General features: G+C 70.8%; 22 protein-coding genes. 17 read left to right on the top strand and 5 right to left on the bottom strand.

All coding sequences use genetic code 11. The features are described 5' to 3' along the window. The coding region (locus ACG2DA_RS16295) for a hypothetical protein (RefSeq protein ID WP_395256850.1) at positions 1-645 on the top strand (645 nt) is incomplete at its 5' end. Between the two features lie 287 nt (positions 646-932). Here ACG2DA_RS16295 and ACG2DA_RS16290 read toward each other — a convergent pair. The 4 genes from ACG2DA_RS16290 to ACG2DA_RS16275 all read right to left on the bottom strand — a co-directional run bounded on the left by ACG2DA_RS16290 (position 933) and on the right by ACG2DA_RS16275 (position 2455). Beyond that, positions 933-1322 (bottom strand): hypothetical protein, encoded by a 390-nt coding sequence (locus ACG2DA_RS16290; protein WP_395256849.1) that lies wholly within the window; start codon positions 1320-1322, stop codon positions 933-935. A gap of 51 nt (positions 1323-1373) precedes the next feature. Further along, complete coding sequence (locus ACG2DA_RS16285; protein WP_395256848.1) at positions 1374-1700, bottom strand: hypothetical protein; 327 nt, start codon at positions 1698-1700, stop codon at positions 1374-1376. Between the two features lie 90 nt (positions 1701-1790). Beyond that, the gene (locus ACG2DA_RS16280) at positions 1791-2057 is read right to left on the bottom strand and encodes a hypothetical protein (protein ID WP_395256847.1); all 267 of its coding nucleotides are present in this window, start codon (positions 2055-2057) and stop codon (positions 1791-1793) included. 62 nt (positions 2058-2119) lie between these two features. After that, positions 2120-2455: a hypothetical protein gene (locus tag ACG2DA_RS16275; protein WP_395256846.1), complete on the bottom strand. Its 336-nt coding sequence runs from the start codon at positions 2453-2455 to the stop codon at positions 2120-2122. A 246-nt stretch (positions 2456-2701) separates the two neighbouring features. Between ACG2DA_RS16275 and ACG2DA_RS16270 the strand changes: the two genes are divergently transcribed. The 16 genes from ACG2DA_RS16270 to ACG2DA_RS16195 all read left to right on the top strand — a co-directional run bounded on the left by ACG2DA_RS16270 (position 2702) and on the right by ACG2DA_RS16195 (position 15693). Beyond that, complete coding sequence (locus ACG2DA_RS16270; protein ID WP_395256845.1) at positions 2702-2923, top strand: hypothetical protein; 222 nt, start codon at positions 2702-2704, stop codon at positions 2921-2923. Continuing rightward, entirely contained in the window at positions 2920-3573 is a 654-nt protein-coding gene (locus ACG2DA_RS16265) for a hypothetical protein (protein WP_395256844.1), read from the top strand. The genes ACG2DA_RS16270 and ACG2DA_RS16265 overlap by 4 nt, the downstream gene beginning before the upstream one ends. A gap of 303 nt (positions 3574-3876) precedes the next feature. Continuing rightward, positions 3877-4689, top strand: coding sequence for a phosphoadenosine phosphosulfate reductase family protein (locus tag ACG2DA_RS16260; protein ID WP_395256843.1), 813 nt, complete (start codon positions 3877-3879; stop codon positions 4687-4689). Between the two features lie 8 nt (positions 4690-4697). Next, a complete protein-coding gene (locus tag ACG2DA_RS16255; RefSeq protein ID WP_395256842.1) occupies positions 4698-5642 on the top strand; it encodes a ParB N-terminal domain-containing protein in 945 nt (314 codons plus the stop codon). Positions 5643-5645: 3 nt separating this feature from the next. Next, entirely contained in the window at positions 5646-6284 is a 639-nt protein-coding gene (locus ACG2DA_RS16250; protein WP_395256841.1) for a hypothetical protein, read from the top strand. Beyond that, entirely contained in the window at positions 6281-7921 is a 1641-nt protein-coding gene (terL, locus tag ACG2DA_RS16245) for a phage terminase large subunit (protein ID WP_395256840.1), read from the top strand. Before ACG2DA_RS16250 ends, terL begins: the two co-directional genes overlap by 4 nt. A 178-nt stretch (positions 7922-8099) precedes the next feature. Next, positions 8100-8627 carry a hypothetical protein gene (locus ACG2DA_RS16240; protein ID WP_395256839.1) on the top strand — a complete coding sequence of 176 codons (528 nt, stop codon included), beginning with the start codon at positions 8100-8102 and terminating at the stop codon, positions 8625-8627. Between the two features lie 73 nt (positions 8628-8700). After that, complete coding sequence (locus ACG2DA_RS16235) at positions 8701-10122, top strand: hypothetical protein (protein ID WP_395256838.1); 1422 nt, start codon at positions 8701-8703, stop codon at positions 10120-10122. Between the two features lie 40 nt (positions 10123-10162). Continuing rightward, positions 10163-10969, top strand: a complete 807-nt coding sequence (locus ACG2DA_RS16230; RefSeq protein WP_395256837.1) for a hypothetical protein — start codon at positions 10163-10165, stop codon at positions 10967-10969. A 59-nt stretch (positions 10970-11028) separates the two neighbouring features. Next, positions 11029-12189 carry a major capsid protein gene (locus ACG2DA_RS16225; RefSeq protein WP_395256836.1) on the top strand — a complete coding sequence of 387 codons (1161 nt, stop codon included), beginning with the start codon at positions 11029-11031 and terminating at the stop codon, positions 12187-12189. 106 nt (positions 12190-12295) lie between these two features. Next, positions 12296-12757, top strand: a complete 462-nt coding sequence (locus ACG2DA_RS16220; RefSeq protein ID WP_395256835.1) for a phage protein Gp36 family protein — start codon at positions 12296-12298, stop codon at positions 12755-12757. Between the two features lie 3 nt (positions 12758-12760). Continuing rightward, positions 12761-13309 (top strand): hypothetical protein, encoded by a 549-nt coding sequence (locus ACG2DA_RS16215; protein WP_395256834.1) that lies wholly within the window; start codon positions 12761-12763, stop codon positions 13307-13309. Continuing rightward, positions 13306-14490, top strand: a complete 1185-nt coding sequence (locus ACG2DA_RS16210) for a hypothetical protein (RefSeq protein WP_395256833.1) — start codon at positions 13306-13308, stop codon at positions 14488-14490. The genes ACG2DA_RS16215 and ACG2DA_RS16210 overlap by 4 nt, the downstream gene beginning before the upstream one ends. A gap of 2 nt (positions 14491-14492) precedes the next feature. Continuing rightward, the gene (locus ACG2DA_RS16205) at positions 14493-14945 is read left to right on the top strand and encodes a hypothetical protein (RefSeq protein ID WP_395256832.1); all 453 of its coding nucleotides are present in this window, start codon (positions 14493-14495) and stop codon (positions 14943-14945) included. A gap of 2 nt (positions 14946-14947) precedes the next feature. Then, entirely contained in the window at positions 14948-15421 is a 474-nt protein-coding gene (locus ACG2DA_RS16200; protein ID WP_395256831.1) for a hypothetical protein, read from the top strand. Beyond that, positions 15331-15693: a phage tail assembly protein T gene (locus tag ACG2DA_RS16195; protein ID WP_395256851.1), complete on the top strand. Its 363-nt coding sequence runs from the start codon at positions 15331-15333 to the stop codon at positions 15691-15693. The genes ACG2DA_RS16200 and ACG2DA_RS16195 overlap by 91 nt, the downstream gene beginning before the upstream one ends. On the opposite strand, the gene ACG2DA_RS16190 is transcribed toward ACG2DA_RS16195, so the two are convergent. Next, positions 15630-15869: a hypothetical protein gene (locus tag ACG2DA_RS16190; protein WP_395256830.1), complete on the bottom strand. Its 240-nt coding sequence runs from the start codon at positions 15867-15869 to the stop codon at positions 15630-15632. The two genes, ACG2DA_RS16195 and ACG2DA_RS16190, sit on opposite strands and share 64 nt — an antisense overlap. Positions 15870-15997: the final 128 nt, after the last annotated feature.

Genomic DNA, 15997 nt, shown 5'->3' with positions numbered 1-15997 from the left:
ATGGCGAGCGTCTTCGGCCAAGTCTTCGGAGCGACAACTGGCGGCGGAGGCGGCGCCCTCACGCTCCCGACCCTCCCGTCCTCGGTCTACGTCGGGCAGGAGGTGCCCTTCGACGCGCAGGGCGGCACGGCCCCCTACGTCTACACGGTGGACGGCACGGTCGTGACGAGCCCGTGGACGCCCGCCGCCGCGGGCTCCTACGTCGTGGCGGTCACGGACGCGCTGGGGGCGACGGACGAGCAGACGGTGACGGCGGTCGAACTGGCGGTCGAATACGCGGGGCGGGTTACGGCGTCGTTCACGGCGCCGGACCTGTCGCCGGCGGTGATCGGGGCTGGGAGGCTGGCGCCGGGCGAATCCCGGGCGGTGGGGCTGGATTTCTCCGCCAAGCTGGGGACCGGGGAGGAACTGACCGGCCAGCCGACGGCGGGGCCGGCGCGGCCCGTCCGGGCCACGGCGGGGAGCCTCGCGGCCAGCGGCGCCGGGGTTACGACGGCCGCCGCGGTGGAGGTTCCGTCCGGTCGCGGCGTCGCGTTCCTGCTGGCGGCGTCCGACGACGCGGCGGGACTGTGGGACCTGCCGGTGGAATGCAATACGGACGGCGGTCAGACCGTGGCGGCGACGCTGCGGGTCTGGATCGCCTAGCGGACGGCGGGTGTGCGGGGTCGCGTGATACGCCGGGGGTTTCGGCCGCACAACCGGCCCGGCGGCGGCCCCGCACTCCTGTTCGGCGTTCGCTCTGGTACAGTGCCGGGACGCAACCGCCAGCCGGTCCCGGTCGCTCGCGTGACGGGTTCCGGCGGCGTGCATGCGAGAGCCCGGCCGGGTGTGCCAAAACCGGCCGGGCTCGTTTTGCGTTCGGCGAAGCGTCCGGCCGGGATCGAACCCGGCCCCCTCCCGGGCGGGAGGGCGAACCTCGGGACGCGGGGGAGTCAAACCTTTCGGGCAATCACGCATTCGCCGTCGGGATCGACGGTTACGACGACCGCGGTGTATCCCTCGTCGGTCCACCGTTCATCCTCAAGGTCTTCCGCCTTCACCTGTTCGACGTTCCAGCCTTCCGCGGGGTTCACGTCGTCTTCGTCGTCCGCGACGACAAGGTATCCGTCCGACCCCGCGTCATCCGACAGCCATTCGGCATCGCACGGCGGGCAGTCGTTCCCGTGGAACCCGTAACGGGTTTCTTCGCGGATCGTGTAGCCCTCGGCGTCGCGTTCCTCCGGCGAATGGACCTTCGCCGCTTCCGTCGTCGGATAGACGTGGAAGACGTAGCCGGAGAGGAAATCGCAGCCGGGGACGGCGGTCTTGGTTTCAGCGGTCATCAGTTCGCTCAGTTCGGGGGAGGGGGAGAAAGGGGAGGGACGCGGGGGGAACTACTCGCCGTCGCACTCCCGCACGACGTACGTCTCTCCGGTGTCGGTGTCGTAGCACTCACCGTCGTCCTCCCGCCGGTCGGCGGGGTCCACCAAGTCAACGTCCCCGACGACCTCGCAGACGACGGGGCCGTCGAAATACTCGTTGTGTCCAAGGTGCATGTCGCCGCCGTCCGCCGCGTCGCGGGCCGCGTCGGCCTCCTCGCGGGAGTCGAAGAACTCCAGTCCGGCCGGCTCGGGGCCGTCGCTCGGGAGTCCGGTGTAGGTGTAGGTCGCGGGGTTGCCGTAGCGGCGGGTGACGCGGCAGACGGTGTATTGAGTCTTCATCGGTTCGCTTCGGTTCGGGGGGAGGGGGAAACGTCGCCAGCTTGGCGACAGGCCCGGGCCGGGGGAACGATCCCCGACCCGGAGAAGCGGCTAGGCGGCGGCGTGTTCGCGGGCCGTGCGGATGTCCGCCAGTTCCAGAGCCCAGAACTGAGCGGCGATCTTGGCGTTCTCCCGGTCGCCGTTTTTCAGGTGGTAGACCGCTTCGGTCCGCCAGACCGTAGCGACGTGGCCGTACAGTCGGACCGCTTCTTCCGGCTCGTTGAGCCCGATGCGGCGGCCGTAGTCGACCGCACGGCGGACCTGTTCGGCCCGTTCGGCAATGAGTTCGGCGTCGGTAGCGGTGCGGGTGGCGTTCATCGTGGGGCTCGCGTGGGGTGTGAGGGGGTCGGACCTGTGCCGGGTCCGGGGGAGGGAGAACGTCAGGCGGCGACGGGGGACGGTTTCACCGTGGCGACAACCGGCACCCGCTCGCCGCGTGCGGCTTTCTTCGCCGTGTCGGCGGAGGCCCAGAGGCCGTTCAGCGCCGCGTCAGAAAGCGATTCGACGCCGACGGTGCCGGCCGGCTTGCCGAACGTCCGCTCACGTTGTTCGGCGGCGCCTTTGTTCCACATGTCGCCGATGCGTTCGTTCGCTTCCTGTAGCGAACGGGAGTAACCCGCGATCCGGGCCGCCATCCGATAGCCGGGACAGTCGAAAGCGTCCGCGGCGGAGGTGAACAGTTCGACCAGGTCGGCGGGAGAGGCGACGTAACGCATTGAGTTGCTCGCGTGTTCGGGGTGAGTCCGTCGCGGCTGTGCCGGCCGCGGTTTCGGGTTGCCGATATTACGATTCATCGTCCTGTTTGGGCAACCCAAAACACCCCGATTCGGGGAAAGTTTTCGGAAGTTTCCGCAACCCGTTACGTGGCAGCGCGTTACGGTGTTTCCGGCGTCGCGGGGTTGCGGAAACCGGCGGCCGCCGGATACTTTCCCGATCCCTGATTCCCCTTTGCAGGCTCCGCCATGCCCCCTGACGACCCGCCGAACCCCGGCGGCCGACCGCGTTCCGGCCGTGACCGCCGGCTGTCGATTCGCGTCTCTGATGACGACCTCGAAGCGTTCCACGGCGCCGCCAAGCGGGCCGGGATGCTGAAGCCCTCCGGCGAGCCCTACCTGACCGCGTGGGTTCTCGACACGCTCCGCCGGTCGGCTGCACGGCGACGCAAGCGGGAGGCCGACGGATGACCGCCGCCACGAAACCCCGCAAACCCCGCACGCCGCTCCCCGCCGAACCCCCGGCCGGCTGCCGCCGCATCAAGGTTCTCTCCCTCCGCCAGCCGTGGGCTAGCTTCGTCATCCACGGCTTCAAGTGGTGCGAGAACCGCACCTGGCGGACGAATCACCGCGGCGAACTCTGGATACACGCCAGCGCCGGCCGGGATGACGCCGCGTGGTGCCGCGAACTGGAAGCCGAGGGCCTGCCGCTCCCCCGGTCCGCGATCCTCGGTCGCGTCGATCTTCGCGGCTGTTGGGAGACTTCGGAACTGCTCTCCTGCCAAGGCGGAGACACGGACCACGTCTCCGAGGACCTGCACGAAACCGTCTGCGACATCGCGGACGACATCCAGGACCGGGTCGACGCGAAGGTCTACGGGCCGGAGGGGCTGGACGAGACGACGGCCCGCCGGCAGGTGGAGGATGAGACGTACCGGTTCGGGTGGGACTTCGTGGAGGCCCCCGAGCCCGGCGACGACTTCACGCTCTGGGGCTGGGTGCTGACGGACCGCGTCCCGCTGTCGGAGCCGTATCCGATCCCGGGCCGGCTGAACGTCTGGACGGCGGACGTGCCGGCGGACGCGCTCGCGTTGCCGCTGTTAGAGACGGCCGCGAAATAGGCTTGGGTACGCGGGACGGATTCGGGCAGGGTGCGGCTTCCCGTCCGTTTCCGCCCGTCTCCCGAGCCCCCGTCACGAACATGGCCGGTCGCCGTCGCTCCACCAACGTCACCCCCGAACAGCGGGCCGCCGCCCGGACCCTTGGCGGCCGGGTTCGCCCCCGGGGCGCCACCTCCAGCGAGTCCGAACGCCGCCGGGGCCGCCGCGGCTCCGGGTCTCGGACCATCTCCCGCCTCCGTTCGTCCCGGAGCGGCCGGACGCCCGCGTCCGGCGGTGGCCGCTAATCCCCGGCGGTTCTGAACGATGGCCCGCCGCCGGCAGTTTCAGGGCGGCGCGGTCCGTAACGCGCTCGGTCGCATCCGGGCCGCCGCGGATCTCGCCCCCGACTCCCCGTTGATCGTCGCGTACAGCGGCGGCAAGGACAGTGCGGCCGTCCTTGACCTCGCCGCTCGCGCGGTCGGCGCGGACCGGCTGCGGGCCTATTTCTGCCGACTCGTTCCCGACCTCGAATGCCAGGAACGGGTTCTCCGGGCGGCCGAGCGCAAGTACGGGATCAAGATTCTCCGGCTCCCGTCGCCCGCGCTGGCCGACATCCTGCACAACGGCGAGCATCGGGGGAAACGCATCCTCACCCGCCGGTCCTGCAAACAGGACGACATCCTCCGCCACGTCCGCAAGAAAACCGGCGGGCGGATGGTTCTCGCCGGGCACCGGATGGACGAGTCCCCGGGCCGACGCGGCATGATCTCGCAGGCGAGCGACACGCCCGTCCCCGACTGCCGGGACATCGGGTTCGACCCGGAGAAGCGTCAACCCGCGTGGCCGGACTGCCGGGGCGTCTGCGCGAAGCACGGCAAGGCGTGGCCGATCTGCGATTGGGTCGGCCGCACCGTCTGGGGCTACGTCCGCACGCACAACCTGCCCGTGCTGGCGATGGGCGACGGGGATTGCACGGACGTGTCGATCGACTCCGCCTCGCTGCTCTGGCTCCGCGACAACTTCCCCGACGATCTGGGCAAGGTGCTGGACTACTTCCCGTTCGCGGAGGCCGAAGTCGTCCGCGACCTGCTCCGCGAACCTGAAACGCACGCCGCGGCCGTGGCCTGCGACTGGTGAACCCGCCCATGCCGAAATCCTCCGACCCGACCCGCTCCGCCTTCCAGTCGTTCGAGACCGCCGACGTGCGGCTGGGCGACCTGAAGCCGAGCCCGTACAACCCCCGCTCCATCGACCCCGAGGCCCGCCGCCGCCTCAAGGACGAACTCCGCAAGGGCGGGCTCGCCGAAACCCTGATCTGGAACAAGCGGACCGGCCATCTCGTCGGCGGCCACCAACGCCATAGCGTGCTGGTCGAACTGGAAACCGAACGCGCCGCCAAGGCGAAGGGCGACCGCGACCCGTTGGACACGCTCGTCACCGTCGCGGTGATCGACGTGGACGACGCCGAGGAGAAGCGGCTCAACGTCGCCCTCAACAACCCGAACCTGCAAGGCCGGTACGAAGCCGAGGGCCTGTACGCGATCTTCGCCGAGGGGGGCGTCTCCGCCGAGGACGCCGGCTTCGGGGAACTGGAGCTGGAAGAACTGTTCGCCGACCACGGGCTCGACACCGCCCTCACCGAAAGCCTGTTCCGCGGCGAAGACCCCGGGGAGGCCGACGCCGCCCTGCTGGGCGAGATCATGGACGACGCCGACGCGGAAAAGAAAGCCGAACGGCAGGCGGCACGCGAGAACGCCAAGGCCGACGCCCCGCCGAAAGCCCGCACGCAGACCGTGGACGGGGAAGCGATCGACCGCGACGACCCCCGGGCCATCAAAGACTCGCGCCAGACCTACGCGGGCCGGGCGGAGACCCAGAACCAGGCCGACTACACGCTGCTGTTGGTGTTCCGCGGCGACGAAGAAAAACGCCGCTTCTGCGAGATCGTCGGCCACGCTCCCGGCAGCTTCAACATGGCCGGGGAGAAGCTGGCGGTGCGACTCGGGGAGCCCGGGACCGCCGACCAACTCGGGGCCGCGTTCGCCCGGCCCGCCGAAGACGACGCCGACGACGCCGAAGGGGAGGACTGACCGATGGCCGGAGACCGACCGCGACAGAAGAACGGGCACGCCCCCCGGGTCACGAAGGCGGAGTACGAAAAGCGGATCGAGGAGGCCCGCAAATTGATGTCGCTGGACTACTCCGACGGGGAACTGCGGCGGATGCTGTCGGCCAAGTGGGGCTGCTCCCGCGTGACCGTGGGCAAGTATCTGACTCGCGCGCGTGGAAGGAACCGGGAACTGGTGGGCAAGTCCCCGGAGGATTGCCGGAGCGACAGCCTGTTGTACTGGCGGGCGTTGAAGGCGGAGAGCATGCAGGCCCGCGCCGAGGGGCGAAAGGAGTTCAAGGCCGCCACGGAGGAGATCGAGCGGGCGCAGGCGACTCTGGACGACCCGACGAGCCCCGACGAACAGACGGAGACCGCGATGGCCCGGCTCAAGCTGGCGAGCCGCCGGCAGGAAAAGGCCGGGGCGAAGATCGGGGCGTGCGAGCGGAACGCCGCGGATTACCAGGACCGCATCGACAAACTGCTGGGCAACCACGCCCCGCTGAAGGTGTCGGAGACGACGCCGGACGGGAAGGCCGTGTCGCGCCGGGCGGAGCCGAGCGACCCGGAAAAAGAGCTGCGGAGGCTGCTTGAGTCCGCGGGCGTCGTCGCGGAGCCGGCGTGATCGCCGAGCCCACGAAACCGGGAGTCGCCCCCGTTCGTCAGAATTCTGTCGAACGGGAAACGGCGGACCGCGACGCGCTGCTGCGGGCGTGGGAGAAGCTGGACGCGGGGGGCCGGGAGCGTCTGCTGTCCGCCCTTCGGGTGAAGGCCCGAGGCTACCGGTCGAACGACCTGCTGGACGCGGTCCGCCCGCATCCGCACCCGAAACAGCGGTTGTTCCTGTCGCTGAACGACCGGGAGGTGTTGTTCGGCGGCAGCGCCGGCGGCGGGAAGTCGGACGCCATGTTGATGGCGGCGATCCAGTATGCGGACGTGCCGGGGTACGCGGGGCTGATCCTGCGGAAGACCCGCACCCGTCTCCGGCTGGCGGGCGGTCTGTTGCCGCGGTCGCTGGAATGGTTCCGCCCGTGGATTCGCCGGGGCGAGATGAGTTGGAACGGGTCGGACAACGTGCTCACGTTCCCGGCGGGCGGGACGCTCACGTTCGGCTACCTCGACCACGAGGACCGCAAGTACCAGTACGGCAGTTCGGAGTTCCAGTTCATCGGCTGGGACGAAGTGACCGAGTTCCCCGAGAGCCAGTACACCTACCTGCTGTCCCGGCTGCGAAAGCCGGACGCGGTGGAGACCGGGAATCCGCTGGGCGACGTGCCGCTGCGGTATCGGGCCGCGACGAACCCGGGCGGCGTCGGCGGCGAGTGGGTGAAGCAGCGGTACATTCCGGCGGAGTACCACGAGACGCCGCTGGACGAGCGGAACGGGCGGCTCTGGGCGAAGGTCGGCGACTGCGGGCTGTGCGGCGGGAGCGGCCGGTACGACGGCGGGACGTGCATCGCCTGCGGCGGGGCCGGGGACGTGCGGCGGCTGTTCCTGCCGTCCACCCTGAAGGACAACCCGACGATCGACGCCCCGGCGTACGTCGCCAGTCTGGCGGACATGCACCCGGTGGACCGGGAGCGGTTGCTGAACGGCGACTGGGCGGTGTCGGACCGCGGCGGGTTCTTCGACGAGTCGTGGTTCCGCTACTACGACCGGCGGGGCGAACACTTCGTCCGGCAGACGCCGCAGGGGGACCGGGTGACGCCCGCGGAGGGCGTGTTGCGGTTCGCCACGGCGGACACGGCCAGCAAGGACCACACGACGAGCGACTACACGGCGATGGCGGCGTGGGCGTTCGATCGGCGGAGCGGCGACCTGTTCCTGATCGACGTGCGGCGGGACAAGTTCCAGGTGCCGGACGTGGCGCCGGAGATCGCCAAGTTCTCACGCAAGAACCGCTGCGAGTTCGTGATCGTGGAGGACGCCAGCAGCGGCACGGGGGCGATCCAGTCGCTCCGCCGCACCGGACGGCTGACCGTAAAGTCCTATTCGCCGGGGATGACGAGCAAGCAGGACCGGGCCACGGTGGCGGCCGTGCGGATGGAGGCCGGGCAGATTTACGTTCCGGCGGACCCGCCCGGCTGGTGGGGGCCGTGGCTGACGGAACTGTTGAGTTTCCCGGCCGGCGAGCACGACGACCAAGTCGATACGCTGTCGATGGCGGCGTGGTACGCGGACCGCAACGGCGGCAAGGCGGAGAAAGGCGGCCCGGCGTTCACGGTGCTGGACCCCGGCATGGCGGTCGCGGGCGGTTTCTGACCGCGAAACCCCGAGAAACGTAGGCCCGACGACCCTACGTCAAAAGTGACGTAGGGTCCGGAACGGGCCGGTCCGCTAAGGTGCGGGGTAAAATACCCCGGGCCTTAGCCGCCTCTGGCGCGTCGCCCGCGTCGGGCCTACAATCGTAGCGTGCGGCCGGTCTGGCGGACCGGAAACCTTGGCGGCGACGCCCCCTCTCACCTGCGACCAGCGACGGAAGACCGCGACCCCCGCGAAGAACGGGCGGCGGCGGTCCGAACAGTGGCGCGACCTGTACCTGCGGAAGAAGGCGGAGTCCGACCGCCTGCGGGATCGCGTCGCCCTGCTGGAAGGGCGGTTGGACTCCCGGGCCGACTCCGACGCGGACGAGCCGGTCCCGATGTACGGGGGCGAACTGGCGGCCCGGGACGCGGCCTTCCTCGCCCGGGAGGTCGTCGCGTCGATCCCGGCGGAGAAGATCCCGCGGCTGTTGACGATCTGCTACTACCAGTTCGGCGGCGGGGAGGAGGGCGTGCGGGCCTGCGAGCGGATCGCGGGGTTCATGGATTCGCAGCGGGAGTGGAGCCCGGCGGTGCGGGAGACGGAGGCCGTCGAGAACGCCCTGTCCTACGTCCGGGGCCTGTCTCGGAGCGACGACGCCCGCGTGGGCCTGCACCGGCACCGGGCCTTTCAGGGGCGCGACCGGTTCGAGGGGCCGGAGTTCTAGAAAAGAGTTTGGGGGGACGCGGCGGTTTCTGGTGGCGTGACGTTCGTTCGCAGTCCCGACCGGCCCCCGCCCGTTGCCTCGCCTCCGCAAAACCGCCTTCGGCCCCGGCACCTACCCGACCCTCTCCGGGGACGCGGTGAAGGTGACGGCCGAGGACGTGCGGGCGATCGCCGACGGGTTCGCCGCGTTGAAGGCGGATCACTATTCCGTCCCGCTGATCCACGAGCACGCCCCGGGGGCCGAAAACCCCGACGGCCACCCGGTCGCCCTGTCGGACGCCCCCGCCCGCCGGAACGACCGCAACCTCGCCGGCTGGGTGGAGGGGGTCGAGGTGAACGACGACGGCCTGTTGGTCTTCGAGATTGAGGCCAAGGACGACGTGGCGGCGGACCTGTTGGAGATCGGCACCTACGTCTCCCCGCAGTTCGGCCCGTGGGCGTCTCCGACGGGCAAGCGGTACGAGAACGTCCTGCACCACCTCGCCACGACCACCAAGCCGGTCGCCAAGAATCAATCGCGGGAGTTCGAGAAGGTCGTCGCCCTCTCCGAGATGGCCGACGGCGCGACGATCCGCCCGTCCGAGGGCGACGAACAGCCCGCCGAGGAAGTGAAGCCGCCGGACATGGCGGCCGTCCGCGAATGCTTCGAGACGGTCGGGGTGTTTCTCGACCCGTCCGTCACGCTGTCGGGCGACCTGTCCGCGTTGTGCTCCGCGTTGAAGACCTTCGCCGCCGCCCGCGGCGCCGCCGGCGAGAACCCCGGCGAGCGGGAGGGCGACGGGCCGGAGAAGGAAGTGCGTCCGGTGTCCATGAGCGACGTGGACCCGGCGGACCTGTCGCGGCAGTTGACCGCCGCGCTGAAGAAGTTGGACCTGACCCCCGGGAAGTCCCTCCGGGGCGACACCGAACTCCTCGCCGACCTGCTGGGGCGGCTGACCGAACACCTCCGTTACCGCGAACGCCGCGAGACCTACGCCATGAGCGACACCCAGACCACGCCCGCCGCGGACGACCTCGCCGAGAAGTTCGCGGCGCTGGAGACCAAGTTCGACGCCCTGCTCGAAAAGGTCGGCGGCGAATCGAACCCCGACGCCACCTTGGAGGACAAGGTGCAGGCGATGAGCGACCAGATGGGCGGCGTGGTCGCCCAGAACAAGGCCCTCCGCGACCGCGTCACGTCCAACCACCGCGCCGAACTGAAGGCCCGCATCGGCCGCCTGTTCGACTCCGGCCGGATCGCCAAGCCGAAGCGGGAGGAACTCGAAAGCGTCGCCGACACCTGGCAGTTCAGCGAGGGCGACGACGCGGTCGGCAAGGCGTTGGAGACCCGTCTGTCCGACTTCGAGAGCCTGCCGGAAGGGGCCGTCTGGGACGACGCCCAGCGGGCCGAGAACCTCTCCGTCAGCGAGCAGCCGGCCAACCCGTTCCTGAGCGGCGGCGAGGTCAGCGACGAAGACGCCGACCGGGTCTTCAACGAACTCCACGGCGCCGACTGACGCCCCGCACGCCCCACCCGCCCGACCCCGACCCGCCGCCATGTACAGCCACAACACTCCCGGCTTCTCGACCGCCCGCACCACGCAGGAAGCCTCCGTCCTGTGGGGCAACCCCGAGGCCCACCAGCACGTCATCGTCGGCGCGGTCGTCGACTCGACCGCCCGCGACTCCGGCGCGACCCCGACGACCGCCCTGCGGGCCGGGCTCGTGCTCGCCAAGCTGGATTCCGCGACGGACGGGGACGGCGACGAGGAGGTCCGGTACGTCGACTACGACCCGGACGCCACCGACGGCTCCCAGAACCCCGCGGGCGTCCTGTTGGACGGCGTGGACGTGCTCGACGTGGACACCGGCGAGGCGGCCGATCAGCAGTGGCGGATGGTGATCGCCGGGCCGGTCAAGGCGTCGCACTGCATCGGTCTGGACGACCACGCCCGCAGCGTGCTGGCCCGCAACGGCGTGATCTGGGACGACGGCTACGCGGGCGGGGCCTTCTACCCGACCGGGGACGTGGCGAAGACCTCCGACTACACGGTCACGACCGCCGAGAACGGCACGCGGTTCACGAACAACGGCGCCGCCGGGGCGGTGGTCTTCACCCTGCCGGCGATCGCCAACGGCCTGACCTACGGCTTCCTCGTGCTGGCCGACCAGAACGTCACGGTCGTCTCCGCCGAGGGCGACAACATCGTCGTGCAGGGCGACGCCGCGGCGGACTCCGTCGCGTTCAGCACCGCCAGCGAGAAGGTCGGCGGGCAGGTGAAGCTCGAAGCCCGCTACGTCGGGGCCACGCTCAAGTGGCTCGTGACCGAGATGTCCGGCAACACCCTGACCGTCGCCACCTAACCCATTCCTCCCCGGGCGACCGCCCGCACTCCCCGCCGCCCACCCGCGAGAACTGAACGATGGCCAGCCGCGCCGAACTCCTTTCGACCAAAGTCACCGACCGGGCCGTCCGGCGTCTGGCCGCCAATTCCAGCGGGCTCCTGCGGGCGTTCGGCCTGCAACCCGGCGGCCGGAACGTCAACCCGGTGCGGACCCGCCAGGGCGGGTACGACATCTTCGACGACACCCGGACCGTCGGGCAGCACTCGACCCCGGGCACGCCCGCCAAGACGATCCGGCGTCAGCCGGTCGGTCGAGTGAACTACTACATCCCCCGGATGGCGGAGCAACTGTTCCTCACCGACGAGGAACTGTACGGCAACCGCCCGATCGGCGGGGACGGCGGGGACATCGACCTGACCGGCCGGAGCGAGATCGCCCGGCAGCAGCGGTTCCTCGGTCAGCGGACCGCCAACTGGCGGCTCGCCCTGTTCGGCGGCCTGATCCGCGGCAAGGTCCACGTCTACAAGAAGGGCGACAACGAGTACCTGACCTACTCGACCGGCGGCAATAGCGGCGCCCAGAAGCTGTTCACCGTCAACTACCAGCACGAGTCGACCCACACCGCCCAGCTCGACATGGGCACGGGGTCGAACATCCTCGACGCTTCGTGGGACACGGCGACGACCGACATCCCGGGTCACATCCTGTCGATCAACCGGGCGTTCAAGCGTCAGTCCGGCGGGCGCCTGGGGAGCGTGATCGTCAACAGCAACACCTGGAAGCACGTCATCAAGAATGACGAGGTGAAGGCGATCGCCGGCACCACGAACACGCCCTACACCGAGTGGACCCGGGGCAACGACCTCGACAGCGATACCAGCCTGCCGAACACCACGATGCGGGCGGTGATCCCGGGCCTGCCGGGCGTGGAGTGGTACATCACCGACGAGGTGATCGACATCGGCCCCGAGGGAGCGGAGTCGACCACCGACCTGGTGCCGGACGGCTACGCCTTCTTCGGCCCCGCCGCCAGCGACCGGAACGACCTGTTCGGGATGATGGAGTGCCCGGAGCCGATCGTGGAGCGTCCGGGCGGCCCGAGCGTGCCGCGGACCGGCAGCTACTCGTGGACCTTCTCGTCCATGAACCCGGCCGGCACGAGCCTGTTCAGCCACGACAACAGCCTGCCCGCCCTCTACGTCCCCAAGGCCGTGGCCTACGGGCAGGTCGCGTTCTGACCCGCGTTCCCGCCGGACCCCGCCGCCGCCCCGGCCCCATGAGCGTTTCCGCCGCGCCGGGGGTCGGGGCGGTTTCCCTTAGCCCCTCCTCGACCGTCCCGCCCGCTTGACCGCCTTCTGCACCGCCGCCGACGTGGAGAGCGTGCTCGGGCCGGAGTTGTACGCCGGCGCGGCCGGCTACGGCTACGGGTCGAGTTCCGCGGACTCGCAGATCGTGGAGGACGCGATCGCGCGGCAGTCCGCCCGCATCTCCCGCCTGTTGGGGCATCGGTACGACGACGCGACCCTCGCCGCGAACCAGTCCGTCCGGTGGGCGACGGCGGAACTCGCGGCGGCGGACCTGACGAGCCGCAACGGCAACCCGCCCGCCGCGGGCCTGAAGCAGCGGACGGAGGAGATCGTGGAGTGGACCAAGACGGTGGCGGCCGGGTCCGCGGACCTCGCCGGGTCGAACTCCGACGCGGCCTCGGTCCCGAGCCTGTCCGTCCCGGCCCGGGTGCGACTGGACCCCCGGCGGGCGCACCTGCCGGACTACGAGGGTCGCCCGTACGTTCCGGCGGGGGGCTGACGCATGGCCCACCTCGCCGCCCTCCTCGCCGCCCGCGACCTGATCGCCGAAGACCTGAACCTGTCGGTCGGGTCCGGCTGCGGCGTCACGATGACCGGCCGCCCGCCGGGCAGCGCCGGACCGCTGTTCGTGGCCGTGCATCCCGCGACGGTCTCCGCCCGGGAACTGGACGCCGACGGCGGGGGGCAGGATGCGGTCGAGTTTGACGTGACGGCCTCCCTGTTGGGCGGTCACCGCGGCGACGCCCGGTTCCCGCTCTCCGGCGTTCGCGCCGGCGAGGGGATGATCGCGCTCGCCTCGAAGGTCCGTCGGGCCGTCTGCCGCCCGGACGCCTTCGCGTCCGCCGTCGCCCGCCTGTTGCGGGAGTCGGGGGCGCCGGGATCGGTGAGCGGTTCGCCGCGGCACCGCCGGACCGATCCGCCGCGGGAGCGGGGGGCGGACTGGTGGGAGCGTGAGGGGGACGGGCCGATCGGGGTGACGATGACGCTTCGGTTCGACGGCCTGCTGTACTGCTACGAGCCCGCCGCGGACCCGCACGGGGACGACGCATGACGACCGCGACGGGCGATTCGCTGTTCACGCTGCTGACGGCCGGCTACGAGCCGCCGCCGCACCACGGCCCCGATCCGGACGCCCCGGGCGGGGAGGGGTTCACGTTCGCGGACGTGCCGCGGATGCGGTGCGACCCCGACGTGAAGCTCGGAATGCGGATCGTCTCCGCTCCGCTGCTGGCCCCCGTGTTCTCCGTCCCGCACGCCACCGCCCCGGAGGCGGAGCGGCTGACGCTGGAAACGGCGCGGGCCGTCTGGCTGCGGGCGGGGGCGAAGATCGTCAACGCGATCTGGAACACGCTGGCGGCCGGCGAAATCGTCTGGCGGAAGGATCGCAACGGCGAGGTGACGTTCGATCGACTGCGGGCCTTCCACCCGACCGACGCCCGCCTGCTGACGCGGGGCGGGGCGCTCTGGGGCGTGAAGGTGCAGGCCGGGGAGGGGGAGCCGGTCGCCCTCGGTCCGGGCAAGTTCTTCGCCCACGTCCACGGGCGGGAGTTCGGGGCGTGGTACGGCCGGAGCGAACTGGAAGGCGCGTGGCGACCGTGGCGGGAGAAGACCCGCCCGCGGGGGCAGGCCGACAGCCGCCGCCTCTGGTACGCCAAGCACGCCTTCAGCGGCGGCCTGATGCGGCACCCGGTCGGGACCTACACCGACCAGCAGGGCGTCGAGCAGTCCTACGAAGCCCTCGCCCACCGGATCATGGCGAACATGGTCAACGGGGCCGGTCTCGCCCTGCCGAACAGCAAGGACGACGACGGGCAGGACGAATGGACGTGGACGCCGGCGGAGATCGGCGGCGACGCGGGCGGCCTCCTCGAATACGGCCGGGAGTTGAACACCGAGATCCTGCGGGGCCTCGGCATCCCGGACGACGTGATTACCCAGGTGAGCGGCACGGGCTCCTACGCGGGCCGCACGGTGCCGCTGCGGGCGTTCATGACGGGCCTGCAAGAGATCCTGAACGACCTCGCCAACACGGTGCGGGAGCAGATCGTCGTGCCGTGCCTGCGGGTGAACCTCGGGGCCGGAGCGGACGCGGAACTACGGGCGGAGATCGACCTCGACACGTTCCTGCCGTCCGGCACGGACAGCCCGCCGCCGGCCGGCTCCCCGAACCCCCCGCCGGGGCGTCCCGGCGATTCCCAACCCCCTGAGCCCGACGCGGGCGGAGGCGAATAACGATGGCCGGTTGCTGTAGCGGATTTGAAGGCACCTTCCTGGAGGTCCATACCGGCGTGAACCCCGACCCCACGGCGGGCGTGCCCGCGGACGGGATTGAGTGGAAGAAGGTCGGACACCTGCGGGAGTACGAGCCGCCGGACGACTCGCCGGACGTGGAGGACACCACCGACGCCGACGGGCGGGCGGTCTGCGCGATCACGAAGACCGACGTGGCCGCCCGGGGCGTGGTCGGGAAGTGCGTGTCCGACGCCGGCCAGCAGGAGATGGTGACCGCCCAACTCAACCGGGAGAAGCGGTGGTATCGCTCGACGCTGGCGGACAACGACCGGCAGGCGTTCATCGCCCTGACGATGTTCCCCGTGCAGCGGGGCAACCCGCGGGCCAGCTTCGCCCGGAACTTCGAGCTGCGCGTGGACGGCGACATCACCCATAGCACCTACACGCCCGCCTGATAATGAACTCCCTCGCTGACTGGCAAGACCTCGCCGACGCCCCCCGGGAGCCGGTGAAGGTCGAACTGCCCGACAAACGGACCGCCTACCACGTCGCGCCGACGGGCGACGACCGGGACGCCTACGAAGTTCGGCAGGCCCTCTTGCTGGACCGCCCGCGCCGCCCGGACGACGAGCCCCGGCGGGTCGAGGGGGCGTTGCGGGGGTTCGTGGTCGCCTACTGCGTCTGCGACGCCCGCGGGAACCGCATCGTGGAGCCCGGCAAGCTGGACGAGGCCGCGAAGACGTTCGGCAAGCTGCCCGCCCGGATTCTCAATCCGATCTACGGCAGCATCCTGTCGCACATGCTGCTGACGGAGCGTCCGCCGTTCCTGACGGGGGCGGAATCGGGAAACGGCAACGGCGGGTCGGATGGCGATTCCGGCTCGCCCGAGAGTTCCGACGCCCCGACGCCCGCCGACTCCTCCGAAGCCTGAGCGTTGCCGCCTATTGCGATTGGCGGGAGCATTTCGCGTTCGAGCCCTTCGCCGAGCAGGCGGCGGACGAACGGCAGGGGACGCTGGCCGCGATCGGATCGCAGACGGCGGAGAACGTGGGGATGTTCGACCGGTATCCGGTGCGGGACCCCGACGAACCGCTGCCCGGGGAGAAGCCGCCGTCGGACGCGGACTTTCTCAAAGCGCGTCAGGAGAGGCTGGAGCGGGAAGCGGCCGAACGGCGTGTGAGGGAGGGCGAGGCGGCGGAGTGACCGGCGGCGACCTCCGCCGCTTGCGTCGCGTCCCGGCACCACCGCACCAGCCGCACGCCGTCGGGGCAGTCGGCCAGGACGCACCAGCGTCCCCGGAACCGGGCCGCACGCCACGGAGCCGCGGCGACGATCGGGGGAGCGGGGCACCAGAGGCCGCGGTCGTTCGGGGCCGTCATCGCTCGCACACCGTGAAGGCGTACACCGTCAGACCGTCGGCCAGCGCCACGGCGTCGGCCTCCCACGGCCGCCACATCGACCCGGCCCCCGTCCGCAGGCAGACCAGCCCCTCGCGGAACAGGTCGTC

The sequence above is a fragment of the Alienimonas sp. DA493 genome (genome assembly GCF_043951915.1).
Taxonomy (GTDB): domain Bacteria; phylum Planctomycetota; class Planctomycetia; order Planctomycetales; family Planctomycetaceae; genus Alienimonas.
Note: the sequence above shows the minus strand (reverse complement) of the source record. Positions and strands in the feature narration are given on the sequence as shown.

What these genes read in the sequence shown, in the direction of transcription:
- ACG2DA_RS16210 (WP_395256833.1), top strand. Translation starts at nt 13,306, where the DNA reads ATGACGACCGCGACGGGCGATTCGCTGTTCACGCTGCTGACGGCCGGC.
- ACG2DA_RS16270 (WP_395256845.1), top strand. Translation starts at nt 2,702, where the DNA reads ATGCCCCCTGACGACCCGCCGAACCCCGGCGGCCGACCGCGTTCCGGC.
- ACG2DA_RS16250 (WP_395256841.1), top strand. Translation starts at nt 5,646, where the DNA reads ATGGCCGGAGACCGACCGCGACAGAAGAACGGGCACGCCCCCCGGGTC.
- ACG2DA_RS16260 (WP_395256843.1), top strand. Translation starts at nt 3,877, where the DNA reads ATGGCCCGCCGCCGGCAGTTTCAGGGCGGCGCGGTCCGTAACGCGCTC.
- ACG2DA_RS16255 (WP_395256842.1), top strand. Translation starts at nt 4,698, where the DNA reads ATGCCGAAATCCTCCGACCCGACCCGCTCCGCCTTCCAGTCGTTCGAG.
- ACG2DA_RS16190 (WP_395256830.1), bottom strand. Translation starts at nt 15,869, where the DNA reads ATGACGGCCCCGAACGACCGCGGCCTCTGGTGCCCCGCTCCCCCGATC.
- ACG2DA_RS16215 (WP_395256834.1), top strand. Translation starts at nt 12,761, where the DNA reads ATGGCCCACCTCGCCGCCCTCCTCGCCGCCCGCGACCTGATCGCCGAA.
- ACG2DA_RS16200 (WP_395256831.1), top strand. Translation starts at nt 14,948, where the DNA reads ATGAACTCCCTCGCTGACTGGCAAGACCTCGCCGACGCCCCCCGGGAG.
- ACG2DA_RS16265 (WP_395256844.1), top strand. Translation starts at nt 2,920, where the DNA reads ATGACCGCCGCCACGAAACCCCGCAAACCCCGCACGCCGCTCCCCGCC.
- ACG2DA_RS16205 (WP_395256832.1), top strand. Translation starts at nt 14,493, where the DNA reads ATGGCCGGTTGCTGTAGCGGATTTGAAGGCACCTTCCTGGAGGTCCAT.
- ACG2DA_RS16285 (WP_395256848.1), bottom strand. Translation starts at nt 1,700, where the DNA reads ATGAAGACTCAATACACCGTCTGCCGCGTCACCCGCCGCTACGGCAAC.
- ACG2DA_RS16230 (WP_395256837.1), top strand. Translation starts at nt 10,163, where the DNA reads ATGTACAGCCACAACACTCCCGGCTTCTCGACCGCCCGCACCACGCAG.
- ACG2DA_RS16275 (WP_395256846.1), bottom strand. Translation starts at nt 2,455, where the DNA reads ATGCGTTACGTCGCCTCTCCCGCCGACCTGGTCGAACTGTTCACCTCC.
- ACG2DA_RS16280 (WP_395256847.1), bottom strand. Translation starts at nt 2,057, where the DNA reads ATGAACGCCACCCGCACCGCTACCGACGCCGAACTCATTGCCGAACGG.
- ACG2DA_RS16225 (WP_395256836.1), top strand. Translation starts at nt 11,029, where the DNA reads ATGGCCAGCCGCGCCGAACTCCTTTCGACCAAAGTCACCGACCGGGCC.
- ACG2DA_RS16290 (WP_395256849.1), bottom strand. Translation starts at nt 1,322, where the DNA reads ATGACCGCTGAAACCAAGACCGCCGTCCCCGGCTGCGATTTCCTCTCC.